We start from the raw sequence: 15,224 nt of genomic DNA on the forward strand, positions 1-15,224 counted from the left end.
TATATGAGCCATAAAACTTCCTTCAAAAAAACGGTCGGTAATGTTTTGTTGTCCGGACTGATATTTTCTGTTTCTGGTTGCGCAATGCACAACATTCAGAGCCAAAGTGCAGAACCGCATATTGTATTACAAACCCAAGGAAGCTTTACTGTAGGTGGTACAACGGTAAAACATTCAGGCACATTTTCAGAACAAAATTTTCTGTCTCCTGATGGTCAGACAGCTTATGGCGATCATGCTTACGTCTTCTACCAAATTCCGGTAAATACACATAAATATCCTCTGGTCTTCCAGCATGGCGGGGCACAAACCAAAAGAACATGGGAAAGTACACCAGATGGACGCGATGGATTCCAGAATATTTTCCTGAAAAAAAACTATAGTGTTTATCTCGTTGACCAACCCCGTATGGGTGAAGCCGGTTTATCAACCAAAGATGATACGGGTAAAAATCCCTGGGCGGGCAATCCTATGTATGCCGACAAGACATTTTTTCTGTTGTCTCGTGTTGGCAATGAACAGGGCGTATTTAAAAATTCGCAGTTTCCTGACAATCCTGAAAGTATTGAAGCATTCCAGCGTTCCTGGAATCCCTACTCAGGAGAACTTGATAATGAGCTGAATGCGAAAACACTTGCTCAGTTATTTGAAAAAATTGGCCAGGGTATTTTAATCACTCACTCGATGGGCGGCACTATTGGCTGGAGAACCCCCTTTTATACCGACAATGTAAAAGCTATTGTTGCTTATGAGCCAGGTGGAACACCATTTATCTTCCCGAAAAATGAGATGCCATCCCCGGTGAAAACCACATTTGCCCCCTTGAGCGCTTCCGCGATGGGAGTTCCCATGAACGAGTTTCTCAAACTCACGCGGATCCCAATCGTTATTTATTATGGCGATTTTATTGCTGAAAAACCGGATACGGCCGTTGGCCCGGATAAATGGAGAAGTGAATATGAAATGGCAAAGCAATTTGTTATGACCATCAACCGTCACGGTGGAGATGCTACCCTTGTCCATCTCCCTGATATTGGCATCAAAGGCAATTCTCATTTCCTGATGGCGGAAAAGAATAATCAGGAGATTGCCGGGATAATGGCATCGTGGTTACACGATAAAGGACTCGATAAATAAACCAGTGCCCTAAAATCATTAATGGAGCGGGATAAATATTATGCGCCTTTTACTTATAGAAGATGAAGAGAAAACCTCGACATATATCAGCCGTGCATTAAAAGAATCAGGGTTCATCGTTGATATTTCTGCCAATGGCGCTGAAGGGCTTCATTATGCGCTGGAATTAGACTACGACGCGATAATTCTTGATGTGATGCTACCCGGAATGGATGGTTATCAGGTGCTGGAAGGCGTCCGGACCAGGAAACAGACCCCCGTGCTGATGCTGTCAGCACGGGGATCGGTCGACGAACGCGTCAAAGGGCTGCGTCTGGGAGCAGATGATTATCTCCCTAAGCCCTTTTCACTCATTGAATTGGTGGCGCGTATTCAGGCGTTGGTGCGTCGCCGCCCTACGGATGGCGCAGACATCACTCAGCTTCATATTCAGGATCTGCATCTCGACTTACTGGCGCGCAGGGTATTTCGCGGAGGAACGAGACTGGAACTAACCGCGAAAGAGTTTTCCCTGTTGAGTTTGCTCGCTCGCCATCAAGGGGAGATCCTGTCAAAGATGATGATTGCCGAACAAGTCTGGGACATGAATTTTGATAGTGATGCCAATGTGGTTGAAGTCGCTATTAAACGTTTACGCGCCAAAGTTGATGCCCCATTCGACGTTAAGTTGCTTCATACCGTTCGCGGCATGGGGTATGTCCTCGAAGTCCGGCCTGAGTAAATAAAGGGGATAAGCATGCTCAAGCGTTCCATCTCTGTCCACCTGGCGCTGATGTTTGCCTTATCCGCGCTGCTGATTGTTTCCGTTATTGGCATCCTGCTCAGAAGCTCTTTGCATGATTCCTTACAAAAACAGATGCACAACGAACTGTTGTTCAGGGAATCATTGATGAGTCCGTGGATCACCGCTCGAACCTCAGCCGACGGTTGGTCCACGCTTGCCAATAAATTCACCGTATTAGCCAATTCCGAAGGTGAGCGCGTGCGCTACTGGATAGTCAGCGATAACCCGCGTTTCAGCGTGGGAGGAATACCGCCAGTGGGAGTTCAGTGGTCTTCTTTGCGGGAGGGATTTAATAAAGTACCCGGCGCATCAGAGGGCGCATGCTCGCTGTTTCTGTTAGTGAAAACGATCCCGGCAAACGGTGAAAGACCTGAGTTACGTTATGTGGTCGCCATTGACTCCACGCCGTACATGGGCACGCTCAATGCCTTTACGCGGACACTGTTGATCATTACTGCTCTGGGCGTAGCGATCGTCGCCCTGCTGGGCTACGTTGTTTCAAAGATTGGCCTGCGTCCGGTGGGAATGCTCAGTAAGCAGGCGCAACATCTCGCACCAGGGGATCATAGTCAGCGACTGGATGCCAGAGCCTTCCCCGAAGAGTTGCAGCAACTGGCCTCATCATTTAATGGCGTGCTGGAGCGCCAGGAAATCGCCTGGCGGCAACTTGAAAGTTTTAATGCTGATGTTGCTCATGAACTTCGCACGCCGCTGACTAACCTGATTGGCCAAACGCAACTGGGGCTATCACGCCGACGATCTTATGAAGAACTGGAAGAATTATTGGGCTCGAATCTGGAAGAGCTTGAACGTATGACGTCTATTGTCAATGACATGCTGTTCCTGTCTCATGCCCACGCGGGGGAACATGCGTCTCAGCTTAAACAAGTCTCCTTGCGAGAAGAACCCCTTAAGACAGCAGAATATGTCGAGCCTTCTTTTACAGAAAAACAGCTTTCGCTGGATGTTGAAGGCGATGTCACTGCGCTTATCGATCGGCGGCTGTTCCACCGCTCACTGGCCAATTTACTGGAAAATAGCGCAAGACATTCCCCCTCTAATAGCACGATTACCGTGCGGTTAAGCGAAAGAGATAATCAGGCCTGTGTTGAAGTTTCCAATCCGGGCGATCCGATAGCACCTGAGCACTTACACCGGCTTTTTGAGCGGTTTTATCGCATCGACACCTCCCGGGCAAGAAGTGATGCCCATCATGGGTTGGGTCTGTCGATTGTGCGCGCCGTCGCTATTATGCACCGGGGAGATGCCTTTGCCCGTAGTGAAGGTGGCATCAATACATTTGGCCTCACCTTTGCGATGCAAGCAAATAAAACAGCGGGCAATTCGCCTTCAGGCACTGAGTCTGGTGCAGCGTTAACTGACAAAATTGTCAGGGAGGCGTCAGCCTGACGACATGTCACGCTGATTAGAATCATTGCATCCCCTCCATCATCGTAGATAAGGACGCTTTGCATGATCAGACAGTTACGTTATCTCGGGTTACTACTGCCACTCTTCACCGCTTCATCCTGGGCAGTGGAGCAAAATTCCGCTGTCCATATTGCTCCCGCCGGAAGCCAGAATGCGGTGTACGGATCAGCGGAGAACTTTACCGGTCGTGTCCGGGTTGATCCGCTGTTCAACGCAGACAACGACATCCGTGTTTCCGCGGCTTATGTCACCTTTGAACCAGGCGCTCGCTCCGCCTGGCATACTCATCCGGCTGGTCAGCGGCTGATTGTGACCGCTGGTGTTGGGCTCACCCAACAAGAAGGCCAGCCGGTACAGGTGATCCGTGCTGGCGATGTTGTCTCTTGCCCGGCGGGCGTCAAACACTGGCATGGTGCAGCCCCCGGTAGCGCGATGACACATCTGGCAATAACCGGCGTGGTGGATGGCAAAAGCGTTAACTGGAAGGAGTTAGTGACAGATGAACAATACCACGCCCATTAAGATATTAACGGCAGCGGTACTGCTAACCTTTGGTTTTGCGCTTACCGCAAATGCTGCGCTCATCAATAAAGGAGCTACCAAAATGAATCATGAATACACGGTTTCAGATACGCTTTCAGCTCGCCAGCAGGCCATCCCGTTGATTGCTGCCTCAATGGCCAGCAGTCAGATGGATAAGCTGAATGCAGCACTTAATCAGGGACTTGATGCAGGACTCACGATAAACGAAGCTAAAGAAATTCTCATCCAGCTCTATGCCTATACCGGATTCCCCCGCAGCCTGAATGCTCTGAATGAGCTGATGAAAGTCGTCGAAGCACGTAAACAACGTGGCATCGAAGACATTGAAGGTAAAGAGCCAATCGCCCCGGTTCCCGTCGGGGATGAGCTTCGCCGTGTCGGTATCGCAAACCAGACTAAAATCGCAGGAGCGCCTGTCCAGGGGCCACTGTTTGATTTTGCGCCCACGATAAATCAATTCCTGCAAACGCATCTGTTCGGGGACATTTTCGCCCGCGATAACCTCGACTGGCAAAGCCGTGAACTGGCAACAGTTGGCGCATTAGCAGCCACGCCAGGCGTTGAAGCCCAATTGTTGTCACATACGCGAGCAAGCATGAGAGTTGGCCTGACAGCAGCGCAGTTACGGCAGTTGGCACAGGTTCTGCGTGAACATGGTGACCATGATGCGGCCACAAGAGCTGAAGAGGCACTGCAAAAAGCGATTGAAAGCAAATAGAGAAGGTCGCCATGCAGACTGGCCCCCTGATCAGAGAACATATGTGATTCATCATCCGCATTCATGAATCTGCCAAATAAAGGCAATCAAGGGGGCAAAATAATTAACGCTGGTAACTCAGATATGATTGAACGGCAACCATAACAGAGGATGTAATCTTGAAAACTGTCTTAAAAACGCTGGCTATCTGCATGATGGCAGGAGGTCTGGCGGCGCAGTCGGTCTCTGCCGAACCATTGGTCATTCAGGAACAAGGAAGCTTTTCTGCCGGGGGCACCATCATCACCGCGCCAGGAACATTTGATGCGAAAAAGCCGCTGGACTCGGCGGGGCAAACTTATCATGGCGATCATGCGTCAGTGTTCTACCAAATCCCGGAGAATCCGCATAAATATCCCATCGTTATGCTACACGGCGCAGGTCAATCTTCCCGTACCTGGGAAAGTACGCCGGATGGTCGTGAAGGATTCCAGAACATATTCCTGCGTCGCGGATTCTCCACGTATATTGTCGATCAGCCGCGTCGGGGTGATGCCGGACGTACCACTGTAGAAAGTACGGTTACACCAAAACCCGATGAGCAGATGTGGTTTAACCAGTTCCGTGTTGGCGTGTGGCCAGCGTATTTTAAAGGCGTCCAGTTTTCCCACGACAAAGAGGCACTGAATCAGTATTTCCGCCAGATGACCCCGAATACAGGGCCGTTTGATGTCAATGTCATCTCTGATGCGATGTCTGCCGTAGTAGATAAATCAGGTCCGGCAATCCTCTTCACTCACTCTCAGGGTGGTGGTCCAGGCTGGTATACCGCGATAAAAAACAACAAGGTAAAAGCCATTGTCGCCTTCGAGCCAGGAAGTGGCTTTGTGTTCCCGGAAAAAGAACTCCCCCCCCTATGCCAAGTGCGTTCGACACGCTGAAGGGTGAACCAGTGCCAATGGAGCAGTTTATGGCGCTGACTAAAATCCCGATTCTGATTATTTACGGCGATAACATACCGGATAAGCCTGTAGCCATGCCCGCGCAGGACAGTTGGCGAGTACGCCTGGCAATGGCGCGTACGTGGCGTGACGTGGTTAACAAGCATGGTGGGGATGTGACGGTGACGCATCTGCCTGAAGTAGGGATAAAAGGTAATACCCACTTCCCGTTCTCTGACCTGAATAATGTGCAAATCGCTGATTTGGTCAGTAAATTCATTCATGACAAAAAACTTGATTAATTAAGCAAAGGGGGCTGACTCGCGCTCCCTTTATGTTGGGACTTCCCATATTCCGTCACATCAGGATACAAACTGATACTCTTTCCTTTCCGCAATGAGAGGCACGAAAGAATCTTCATGATTTGATGGCATTCATCGTTGTTGCGCGTAAAAGGAGTTTCACCAGAGCAGCGGTTCAATTTTGTGATTTATTGGTAAATATAAAGAATCGCTGCTCTGAATTACTCCGTTACTCAGCCATTCAGTGAAGCCATGTCAATGACAAAACGATGCGCCATATCCCCTTTTGCAAGGCGGGCAAAAGCATCGTTTATCTGATCAATATTGATCATTTCACATTCGGGATAGACATTATGCTTCGCGCAGAAATCCAGCGCTTCCTGTGTTTCTGCAATACCACCGATGAGTGAACCTGCAACACGGCGACGCCCCATAATCAGAGGGATCGTTGAAGGTTCTTCCACAGGACCAACCTGGCCAACAATAACTAATGAACCATCAATATCTAGTAATGGGGTGTAGATATTCAGGTCGTGTTTAACGGGAACTGTATCGATAATCAAATCGAATGCGTAGGCTGAGCTTTGTAATGCCTCGGGGTCTGAAGACGGGAGAATGCCTTTTGCACCGAGCGATTTTGCCTCATCCTCTTTGCTTTTCGTCCGGCTAATCACAGTAACGTCAGCCCCCATCGCAACGGCCAGTTTTACCGCCATATGGCCTAATCCGCCTAACCCAATAACGCCAACACGGCTGCCAGGGCCAACATTCCAGGTACGTAATGGTGAGAACGTGGTGATACCTGCACAGAGAATCGGCGCGGTTTTCGCTAAATCCATATTTTCAGGGATCCGCAGGACAAATTCCTCACGTACCACAATATGTTTGGAGTAGCCTCCCTGAGTGATTTCGCCGCTAATCCGATCCTTAGCACCATAAGTTGGCGTCATCCCGTGGCGGCAATACTGCTCTTCGCCCTGCTCACACTGGTCGCAGTGCATACAGCTATCGACCATACAGCCAACGGCAACATGATCACCTACCTGATATTTTTTAACCCCCTGCCCCACTGATCTCACGACACCAACAATTTCGTGCCCCGGAATTAACGGATAAGGTTGAGGCCCCCAGTCGCCATTAACTGTATGTAAATCTGAGTGACAAACGCCACAATAAAGAATTTCAATGGCAATATCATTGTCACGTAACTCACGACGTTTAAAATGATAAGGAACCAGCTTTGCGTCGGCAGAGAGTGCAGCATAACCAATAGTTTTCATAACGTGCCTCTTCATTGTGAAATGATTAATAATTTAAGGATCATATCCTTAAAGCACTGGCTAAAAGCCATATTGTCTGAATGTGACTACTTTATAAAATAAAGCCTGTACGCTCAGATAAAACATCCTCATCCAAATGATATAGCTCAACAAATACTAAAATCAGTCATGTATTTTTACGCCAAGACAACCACGAACAAACTCAGGATTAAAATGTTTTACGGATTCGCCAACATAGCCTAAATCGAGTGAACTAATTTGTTCCATTTCTTCATCTGTCAGGGAAAAATCCCAGATGGCGAAATTTTCCTCAATACGGTGTTGATGAGTCGATTTCGGTATAACAACTACGCCTCGTTGAATATTCCAGCGCAGGATTACCTGAGAAATCGATTTCTGGTGAGTATTTGCAATACTCTGAAGCATTTTGTTTTCAAATGGCTTATGTCTTCCACCGCCTAATGGAGCCCAGGCTTCAGGCTGCACATTATAGTACTTCATCGTTGCCAGCGCCTCAGGTTGAGCAAAATAGGGATGCAGTTCCACCTGGTTTACCATTGGTTTTACTCTGACAGTTTCACAAAAATTTGCTAATACATGAGGATAGAAGTTGGAAACACCAATCGCTTTCAGTTTCCCCTCATCATAAGCCTCTTCCAGGGCGCGCCACGCACTGAAATAATCGCGCATTGCCTGGTGCAATAAATAGAGATCAAAGTATTCAAGGCCCGATTTTTTTAACGATGCTTCAATTCCTGCTTTTGCTGTATCGCGATCGACCATGTCCTGTACCCAAAGTTTTGAGGTAATAAATAATTCCTCTCGGGTACAAAGACCTTCCGAAATGGCCTCACGAACCGCTTCACCGACAGCATCTTCATTACCGTATACCGCAGCAGTATCGATAAGACGATAACCTGTCCGGATAGCACTCAACACCGACTGTTTACACTCTTCTTTATCGGTAACCTGAAAAACCCCAAAACCGACCATCGGCATTTTAAGATTGTTGCTTAATACAGAAAATTCCACGGTAAGCACCTCCATCACGTATGGATCATTATTCTAAGTTAAAATACAACTCCCGATTAGTATGCTAATTGTGATTTCACTGTAAGCGGCTCGTCAGAACCGTATTGATATTTACTGAGAGCTCAGATCAACTTTCCAGGGCAACAGATCGCGTACCCGGTTTGCCGGCCAGTCCTGGATATGTTCAATGACGTAACGCAGCCACTTTTCTGGCTCCACATTGTTCAGACGGCATGTGCCGATCAGCGAGTACAACACCGCCGCATGTTCACCACCGCTGTCGGAACCCGCGAACATCCAGTTTTTCCGGCCTACGGCCACTCCCCGTAAGGCGTTCTCTGCGATGTTGTTGTCGATTTCCACCCAGCCATTACTGCAGTACACGTTCAGTGCATCCCACTGTTTCAGCAGGTATGCGAACGCTTTTGCCGTATCTGAGTGACGCGACAGTGTTTTCATCTGTTGCTGTATCCAGTCATACAGTGACTGCATCAGTGGCGCGCCTCTGGCTTTTCTTGCCGCCAGACGCTGTTCTGCTGAACAGCCCCGGACCTCTGCCTCGATAGCATACAGTTCACCGATACGCTGCAGGGCTTCCGTGGTGATGTCGGTGGGCGCTCTTGCATGCACATCGTGGATTTTTCTCCGGGCATGAGCCATACACGCGGCTTCCGTTATTCTGCCGGATTCGTATAACACCCGGTAACCACCGTAAGCATCGGCCTGAAGCACACCGCTGTAACCGGCCAGGTGATTTTGTGGATGGATACCTTTCCGGTCCGGACTGTACGCGAACCAGACCGCCGGGGGCATCTGTGAACCGGCGTTGCGGTCATCACGGACGTAGACCCACAGCCGGGCTGTCCGGGTTTTACCGCTGCCCGGCTCCTGGACCGGGACGGGGATATCATCGGCATGGACTTTACCGGGCATCAGCACATACTGGCGCAGGACGTCATACAGCGGCTCCAGCAGTTCAGCAACGGCACCGGTCCAGCGCCCCAGTGTGGCACGGCTCAGCTCCACTCCCTGACGACGGTATATTTCTGACTGGCGGTATAACGGCAGATGGTCTGCATATTTCCCGGTGACAACATGGGCCAGAAGCCCCGCTCCGGCATAACTGCGTGCAATGGGTTTTGAAGGTACTGGTGCCTGCACGATATGGTCGCACCGGCAACAGGCCAGTTTCGGACGTTGTGTTTCGATAACCTTAAAGGCGCTGCTGATAAGCTCCAGTTGCTCTGACACATCACATCCCAGAGAACTGAGTTCACCACCACAGGCAGGACAGCATTCCTCTTCCGGCCGGATAACCCGGGTTTCACGGGGAAGTGAGGCCGGTAACGGTTTACGGGCTGAAGACTGGCGCAGGGCGGATGGCAGTACCGGGTCATATTGCTCACCCAGCGTTTCCGCCATTTCTTCCTGAAGTGCGCTGATTCGCTCCTGAGCTTCCTGTATCTGCCGTTCGGTTTTTGCACGAAGTTTTTCTGAGCTTTTACCGAACTGCATACGTTGCAGTTTCGCAACCAGCGCCTTCAGCCGGTTGATTTCGGAAGCATAAGCCGCCACCCGCTGTGAGAGCAGGCGGTTGTATTCAGCCATCTGGCGGATGGTGTCCTGTTGCGTCTGCAACAGTGCCCGCAGGCGGGCGTTCTCATGAGCAAGTGAGGTGTCCATATCCTCACTTTACAACGGGTTATATGCGGATTCCAGCGCGTTCCGTTCGTTTCGGGTGCTTCCAGTTGATACCTTCAGGAAGCATGGATAACTGAGCCGGAGTAAGGTGCACCTTGCCGTCACGGGTGACTGGCCAGACGAAGCGGCCCCGCTCCAGGCGTTTGGTGAAGAGGCACAGTCCGTCACTGTCAGCCCACAACACTTTTATCTGGTCACCCCGGCGTCCGCGGAAGATGAACAGGTGTCCGGAGAACGGGTCATCCTTCAGGACGTTCTGAACTTTTGATGCCAGGCCGTTAAAGCCATTTCGCATGTCGGTGATACCTGCAACCAGCCAGATACGCGAACCGGCAGGGAGAGATATCATCAGTGGCTGCTCCCTTTTATTTCGCGGATAAGTGTCTGTAATAACGCCGGCGTCAGTTTACCTTTAAGCCTGAGAGTTCCGGCCGGCAGAACCAGCTCACAACACAGACTGTCGGACGGTGTATTTATCTGCTCTGGTTCCTGTGCGGGGGCCGGGATTTTATTATCCGGCTCCGGCGTTAACGTCACGGGAAGCAGTGCCGGCATATTTTTTCCGGAAGGCAGCAGGCCACCTTTCCGGTATTGATGGCGCCAGTTGAAGAGCAGGTTATCGTTGATTCCGTTTTCCCGGGCGATCTGCGCCACACAGGCTCCGGGCTGCAGTGACTGCTCCACTAAGGCGATTTTAAACTCATAAGGGAAGTTGGGCCGCCGGGGACGTTTTTTTACCACGGGGGCTTCGGATATAACGGTGCTTTCAGGACGTACGACTGGTACCGTGGAAAATTGTCCGTAAAGGCAGGCATCAAGTTCCTGCTCCGACATGCCTGCGGGCAAAGGCCACGAAAGGCCAGCTCTCCGAAAGCGCACGAACATACTACAAACTGTTGATTTTGGTACACCCAGGCGACGCCCGGCCACAACCCGGGGTAAATGTTCTTCAAAGTGAAGACGTAAAGCTTCAGTGATCCAGGTCCGGTGTTTCATACGATAGTGTCCATTAAAAATGATGGACATTATTTTTGTAGAGCCGGAGGAAACAGACCAGACGGTTTAAATGAGCCGGTTACATTTCACTTATGCAGATAATTCATTAATAAAATAGACCCACCTGGTTACGAGGCCACTCAAATCTGCATTCTGGCGGATTAATGAATTTTGTTCATAGCCCCTGACAAATCCTTCCGTCTAATCTCATCACTCCCTTTACGTTATGCTTCCCGTGAACTATAACGGGAGGTAACACCATGCAAACTGTAAAACTGAACAACGGTATTGAAATGCCCTTGCTGGGTTTTGGTGTATTTCAGATGACAGATGCCGCCGAATGCGAAAGAGCGGTTATTGACGCTATTGACACCGGTTATCGCCTGATTGATACCGCCGCTTCATATCAGAATGAAACCCAGGTTGGGAATGCGCTAAAACAAAGTGGTATTGCGCGTAACGAACTCTTTGTCACCACTAAACTCTGGTTGCAGGATACGAATTACGAAGGTGCCAAAGCCCAGTTCGAACGCTCACTGAATCGACTGCAACTTGATTACGTTGACCTGTATTTGATTCACCAGCCATACGGCGATGTCCACGGTGCCTGGCGCGCCATGGAAGAACTGCAACAGGCAGGCAAGATCCGCGCTATTGGCGTCAGTAACTTCCACCCTGACCGACTGGCTGACCTTATCGCCTTTAATAAAGTCGTTCCGGCGGTGAACCAGATTGAAGTTAACCCCTTCAACCAGCAATTACAGGCCGTTCCGTGGATGCAAAGTCGTGGTATTCAGCCAGAAGCCTGGGCACCGTTTGCGGAAGGTAAAAATGGTCTGTTCCAGCATCCTGTATTGGCGGCAATAGGCAAGAAATACGGCAAAAGCGTGGGTCAGGTTGTTTTGCGCTGGATCTACCAACGAGGCATCGTTTCGCTGGCGAAATCAGTACGAAAAGAACGCATGGAAGAAAACATTAACATTCTTGATTTTGAACTCAGTCCTGAAGATATGCTGCAGATTACTGCCCTTGATACTGCAACCAGCGCGTTCTTCTCTCACCGCGATCCCGCAATGGTGGAATGGCTGACTGGCCGCAAACTTGATGTTTAAGCCGCGATAAAAGAGGTATTCATTCAATGCAAAAACGTTATCTGGGTAAATCCGGACTCGAAGTCTCCGCCCTTGGACTCGGTTGTATGGGCTTGAGCTACGGCTACGGTCCGGCAACAAATACCCGTCAGGCTATCGAACTCATTCGCGCTGCCGTTGAACGTGGCGTTACCTTCTTCGATACCGCCGAAGTGTATGGTCCGTATCTGAATGAAGAAGTTGTTGGCGAAGCCTTAAAACCGTTTCGTGACCGCGTGGTGATTGCCACTAAATTTGGCTTTACCTTCGGTGATGATAATAAGCAGCAGATTTTAAACAGCCGCCCGGAACATATCCGTGAAGCCGTTGAAGGATCATTACGCCGTCTGAAGACAGATGTTATTGACCTGTTGTATCAACACCGTGTCGATCCAGATGTCCCGATTGAAGACGTTGCTGGAACGGTGAAAGACCTTATCGCAGAAGGTAAAGTCAAACATTTCGGTCTGTCCGAAGCGGGTGCGCAAACCATTCGTCGTGCACATGCAGTACAACCTGTCACCGCCCTGCAAAGCGAATATTCCATGTGGTGGCGTGAGCCTGAGCAGGAAATTCTGCCGTTGCTGGAGGAGCTGGGAATTGGTTTTGTGCCATTCAGCCCATTAGGTAAAGGTTTTCTGACGGGGTCAATTAAACCAGGGACAACTTTTAGTAAGGATGATTACCGCAGCACCGTACCGCGTTTCGCTGCACAATCCATTGAAGCCAATGAAAAACTGGTCACGTTGTTGGGTGAGCTGGCTGCAGAGAAAGGGGTAACGTCTGCCCAAATTGCACTGGCCTGGCTGTTAGCACAAAAACCGTGGATTGTTCCCATCCCGGGCACCACTAAACTGCACCGGCTGGAAGAAAACCTGGGCGCTGTCGACATTATTCTTTCGCAGAAAGATACACAGCAGATAACCCAGGCACTGGAAACAATTAAAATCGTCGGTGAACGTTACTCGCCTGAGCACCAGGCACGCGTAGGTCGTTGATGCCCAAACGGGTCCACAGCAAAATGCGGACCCGTTATTCCGAGTAGCGAAGTGCATCGATCAACAGCGCAAAAGCAGGCGGGTGCTGCTTACGGCTGGGATAGTAAAGATAATATCCAGGGAAAGAAGGACACCACTCCTGTAAAACCTGAATAAGTTCGCCTGACTTTACATAATCCTGAACCGAGTTTTCGGGAACACAGGCGATACCAAATCCTGATAATGCTGCATCAATTCTTTCTGGCAGCAGATTAAACGTCAGTTGCCCATCAACTCTGACCCGTAACGGTTTGCCTTCTCGCTCAAACTCCCAGTGATAAATTCCACCGGCAGTTGGCAAACGCATATTGATACACTGATGATTTTGTAGATCGTGAGGCGTTTCTGGTAAGGAATTAGCCGCAAAATACGCCGGTGCTCCCACCACGGCCATCCGCATATCCGGTCCAATCTTCACGGCAATCATATCTTTATCCACACTTTCACCCAGACGGATCCCGGCATCAAAGCGGCCTTCAACAATATCGACAAAACCGTTATCTACCACCAGTTCAACATTGATTTCGGGATACTCCCTGAGGAACGGTTTTAGCTTCGGCCAGACCAGACTACGCGCAGCATGTTCCCCGGCAGATAAACGAATATTCCCGGAGGGCGTGCCGTTCAGTTGAATAAGTGATTCCAGCTCCTGTTCAAGCTCGTCAATACGAGGCTCAAGACAGGCAATTATTCTCTCCCCTGCTTCCGTGGGAGCCACGCTGCGGGTAGTTCGGGTTAAGAGGCGGATATTTAGCCTCTCCTCCAGCGCCTTTATCGCATGGCTGAGAGCAGACTGAGAAACACCGAGTTTGCCCGCGGCTTTGGTAAAACTTCGCTCCCTTGCCACCACAAGAAATATTTGCAATTCGTTGAAGTTTTCTTTGAGCATTGGCGATTTCCTTGTAGAAGCATTCCCTTCAAAACGCACTCATGAAGGGTGTTCATAGACACAATCATTTTAGCCCCATTATTGACAATAATGATAATTGATATTCTGGCTGTATCGAAAATAAGGCTGAATTATCAGAAGGTTTATCATGAAAATACTCGTTGCAGGAGCGACAGGAAGCATTGGCATTCATGTTGTGAATACTGCTATTGCAATGGGCCATCAGCCCGTGGCTCTGGTCAGGAATCGGCGGAAAATCAAATTACTCCCTCGTGGAACAGATATTTTCTATGGCGATGTTTCAATACCTGAAACACTCACCGATTTACCGAAAGATATTGATGCCATCATTTTTACACTTGGCTCCGATGGTCAGGGACGTATTGGTGCCAGAGCGATAGATTACGGCGGTGTACGTAACATTTTGCGAAGATTCATGGCTACACCTGTTCGCATCGCCCTGATGACAACAATTGGCGTTACTGAGCGCCTCAGTAGCTGGAATCAACGTACTGAAGTTCATGACTGGAAAAGACGAGCTGAACGCCTGGTCAGAGCCAGTGGGCATACCTACACTATCGTCAGACCCGGCTGGTTTGATTACAACAATGATGATGAGCACAGAATCGTTATGCTTCAGGGGGATAGACGCCATGCGGGAACACCGGAAGATGGTGTTATCTCCCGGGAACAAATCGCCCAGGTTCTGGTAACTGCTCTGAGCAACGATGCAGCAAAAAATAAAACGTTCGAACTGGTCGCAGAGCGAGGAGAAGCACAGCAGGATCTCACCCCTCTGTTTGCAGAGTTGCAAAGTGATAATCCACAAAAAAATGATGGGGTTTTCGATATAAACAATATGCCCCTTACTGAAGAACCGGAATGCATTATTAACGACCTGAATCTGTATTCAAAAAATTCAAAAATCTGACAACGTTGTCATATGACAGTCAGTCTTATGACAGTTTAGAACTGTATATTTACATATCAAGAAGGAGGAGGCTCCTCCTGATATTCGTCAACTTCCAAATATATCGTTCAAAACAGGTATCAGATATGAAAGCACTACTAATTACTGCATTATTCATGGGATTCATTTCGGTAAATACCGCATCTGCTGCTGAGGAGATTCGTCATGCAGATGGCAAAGAAAAGATTGGTGTAGTTTCAGTCAGTAATGCCCTGACGCTTGATGAGGTATCAAATGCGCTTTCTCGTAAAGCTGATGAGCAAGGAGCAACGTCGTTCAAAATCCTGTCTACGACTGGGAATAACAAACTGCATGGTGTTGCTGAAATCTATAAGTAAATAGTAACTGACTGTT

15 protein-coding genes and 1 pseudogene are annotated in these 15,224 nt (G+C 49.2%); 10 read left to right on the forward strand and 6 right to left on the reverse strand.

Translation table 11 applies throughout. From position 1 onward, the window contains the following. Positions 1–3 precede the first annotated feature (3 nt). The 6 genes and pseudogenes from C1192_RS11150 to C1192_RS11175 all read left to right on the forward strand — a co-directional run bounded on the left by C1192_RS11150 (position 4) and on the right by C1192_RS11175 (position 5,835). The gene (locus C1192_RS11150; RefSeq protein WP_072041614.1) at positions 4–1,137 is read left to right on the forward strand and encodes an alpha/beta hydrolase; all 1,134 of its coding nucleotides are present in this window, start codon (positions 4–6) and stop codon (positions 1,135–1,137) included. A gap of 40 nt (positions 1,138–1,177) precedes the next feature. Beyond that, complete coding sequence (locus C1192_RS11155; protein ID WP_001237983.1) at positions 1,178–1,858, forward strand: heavy metal response regulator transcription factor; 681 nt, start codon at positions 1,178–1,180, stop codon at positions 1,856–1,858. 15 nt (positions 1,859–1,873) lie between these two features. After that, the gene (locus C1192_RS11160; protein WP_038355736.1) at positions 1,874–3,331 is read left to right on the forward strand and encodes a heavy metal sensor histidine kinase; all 1,458 of its coding nucleotides are present in this window, start codon (positions 1,874–1,876) and stop codon (positions 3,329–3,331) included. A 63-nt stretch (positions 3,332–3,394) separates the two neighbouring features. Beyond that, positions 3,395–3,874 carry a (R)-mandelonitrile lyase gene (locus C1192_RS11165; protein ID WP_001515808.1) on the forward strand — a complete coding sequence of 160 codons (480 nt, stop codon included), beginning with the start codon at positions 3,395–3,397 and terminating at the stop codon, positions 3,872–3,874. After that, positions 3,852–4,613 carry a carboxymuconolactone decarboxylase family protein gene (locus C1192_RS11170; protein WP_001066619.1) on the forward strand — a complete coding sequence of 254 codons (762 nt, stop codon included), beginning with the start codon at positions 3,852–3,854 and terminating at the stop codon, positions 4,611–4,613. The genes C1192_RS11165 and C1192_RS11170 overlap by 23 nt, the downstream gene beginning before the upstream one ends. Positions 4,614–4,771: 158 nt before the next feature. After that, positions 4,772–5,835, forward strand: a pseudogene (locus C1192_RS11175) (alpha/beta hydrolase). Positions 5,836–6,068: 233 nt separating this feature from the next. Here C1192_RS11175 and C1192_RS11180 read toward each other — a convergent pair. The 5 genes from C1192_RS11180 to tnpA form a co-directional block, all read right to left on the reverse strand. Next, entirely contained in the window at positions 6,069–7,115 is a 1,047-nt protein-coding gene (locus tag C1192_RS11180; RefSeq protein WP_038355737.1) for an NAD(P)-dependent alcohol dehydrogenase, read from the reverse strand. A gap of 162 nt (positions 7,116–7,277) precedes the next feature. Then, positions 7,278–8,147, reverse strand: coding sequence for an aldo/keto reductase (locus C1192_RS11185; RefSeq protein ID WP_001515806.1), 870 nt, complete (start codon positions 8,145–8,147; stop codon positions 7,278–7,280). A gap of 111 nt (positions 8,148–8,258) precedes the next feature. Next, positions 8,259–9,830 carry an IS66-like element ISCro1 family transposase gene (locus C1192_RS11190; protein WP_103194799.1) on the reverse strand — a complete coding sequence of 524 codons (1,572 nt, stop codon included), beginning with the start codon at positions 9,828–9,830 and terminating at the stop codon, positions 8,259–8,261. A gap of 19 nt (positions 9,831–9,849) precedes the next feature. Next, a complete protein-coding gene (tnpB, locus tag C1192_RS11195; protein WP_069906977.1) occupies positions 9,850–10,197 on the reverse strand; it encodes an IS66 family insertion sequence element accessory protein TnpB in 348 nt (115 codons plus the stop codon). Then, positions 10,197–10,874, reverse strand: coding sequence for an IS66-like element accessory protein TnpA (gene tnpA, locus C1192_RS11200; RefSeq protein ID WP_001339397.1), 678 nt, complete (start codon positions 10,872–10,874; stop codon positions 10,197–10,199). The genes tnpB and tnpA overlap by 1 nt, the downstream gene beginning before the upstream one ends. Positions 10,875–11,104: 230 nt before the next feature. Here tnpA and C1192_RS11205 point away from each other — a divergent pair, with 230 nt between their 5' ends. Both C1192_RS11205 and C1192_RS11210 read left to right on the forward strand, forming a co-directional pair. Further along, complete coding sequence (locus C1192_RS11205) at positions 11,105–11,956, forward strand: aldo/keto reductase (RefSeq protein ID WP_001195264.1); 852 nt, start codon at positions 11,105–11,107, stop codon at positions 11,954–11,956. A gap of 26 nt (positions 11,957–11,982) precedes the next feature. Beyond that, positions 11,983–12,972 (forward strand): aldo/keto reductase, encoded by a 990-nt coding sequence (locus C1192_RS11210; RefSeq protein WP_038355482.1) that lies wholly within the window; start codon positions 11,983–11,985, stop codon positions 12,970–12,972. Positions 12,973–13,006: 34 nt separating this feature from the next. Here C1192_RS11210 and C1192_RS11215 read toward each other — a convergent pair whose 3' ends face one another. After that, positions 13,007–13,900, reverse strand: coding sequence for a LysR family transcriptional regulator (locus C1192_RS11215; RefSeq protein ID WP_000910707.1), 894 nt, complete (start codon positions 13,898–13,900; stop codon positions 13,007–13,009). A 148-nt stretch (positions 13,901–14,048) separates the two neighbouring features. On the opposite strand from C1192_RS11215, the gene C1192_RS11220 reads away from it, so the two are divergent. Next, positions 14,049–14,831 carry an SDR family oxidoreductase gene (locus tag C1192_RS11220; RefSeq protein ID WP_000699099.1) on the forward strand — a complete coding sequence of 261 codons (783 nt, stop codon included), beginning with the start codon at positions 14,049–14,051 and terminating at the stop codon, positions 14,829–14,831. Between the two features lie 125 nt (positions 14,832–14,956). After that, positions 14,957–15,208, forward strand: a complete 252-nt coding sequence (locus C1192_RS11225) for a YdgH/BhsA/McbA family protein (RefSeq protein WP_000645741.1) — start codon at positions 14,957–14,959, stop codon at positions 15,206–15,208. The last annotated feature ends 16 nt before the right edge of the window (positions 15,209–15,224 follow it).

It is taken from the genome of Escherichia marmotae (assembly GCF_002900365.1).
Classification (GTDB): domain Bacteria; phylum Pseudomonadota; class Gammaproteobacteria; order Enterobacterales; family Enterobacteriaceae; genus Escherichia; species Escherichia marmotae.

Coding starts and splice junctions, on each gene's coding strand:
- C1192_RS11150 (WP_072041614.1), top strand. CDS start 4: ATGAGCCATAAAACTTCCTTCAAAAAAACGGTCGGTAATGTTTTGTTG.
- C1192_RS11155 (WP_001237983.1), top strand. CDS start 1,178: ATGCGCCTTTTACTTATAGAAGATGAAGAGAAAACCTCGACATATATC.
- C1192_RS11160 (WP_038355736.1), top strand. CDS start 1,874: ATGCTCAAGCGTTCCATCTCTGTCCACCTGGCGCTGATGTTTGCCTTA.
- C1192_RS11165 (WP_001515808.1), top strand. CDS start 3,395: ATGATCAGACAGTTACGTTATCTCGGGTTACTACTGCCACTCTTCACC.
- C1192_RS11170 (WP_001066619.1), top strand. CDS start 3,852: ATGAACAATACCACGCCCATTAAGATATTAACGGCAGCGGTACTGCTA.
- C1192_RS11180 (WP_038355737.1), bottom strand. CDS start 7,115: ATGAAAACTATTGGTTATGCTGCACTCTCTGCCGACGCAAAGCTGGTT.
- C1192_RS11190 (WP_103194799.1), bottom strand. CDS start 9,830: ATGGACACCTCACTTGCTCATGAGAACGCCCGCCTGCGGGCACTGTTG.
- tnpB (WP_069906977.1), bottom strand. CDS start 10,197: ATGATATCTCTCCCTGCCGGTTCGCGTATCTGGCTGGTTGCAGGTATC.
- tnpA (WP_001339397.1), bottom strand. CDS start 10,874: ATGTCCATCATTTTTAATGGACACTATCGTATGAAACACCGGACCTGG.
- C1192_RS11205 (WP_001195264.1), top strand. CDS start 11,105: ATGCAAACTGTAAAACTGAACAACGGTATTGAAATGCCCTTGCTGGGT.
- C1192_RS11210 (WP_038355482.1), top strand. CDS start 11,983: ATGCAAAAACGTTATCTGGGTAAATCCGGACTCGAAGTCTCCGCCCTT.
- C1192_RS11215 (WP_000910707.1), bottom strand. CDS start 13,900: ATGCTCAAAGAAAACTTCAACGAATTGCAAATATTTCTTGTGGTGGCA.
- C1192_RS11220 (WP_000699099.1), top strand. CDS start 14,049: ATGAAAATACTCGTTGCAGGAGCGACAGGAAGCATTGGCATTCATGTT.
- C1192_RS11225 (WP_000645741.1), top strand. CDS start 14,957: ATGAAAGCACTACTAATTACTGCATTATTCATGGGATTCATTTCGGTA.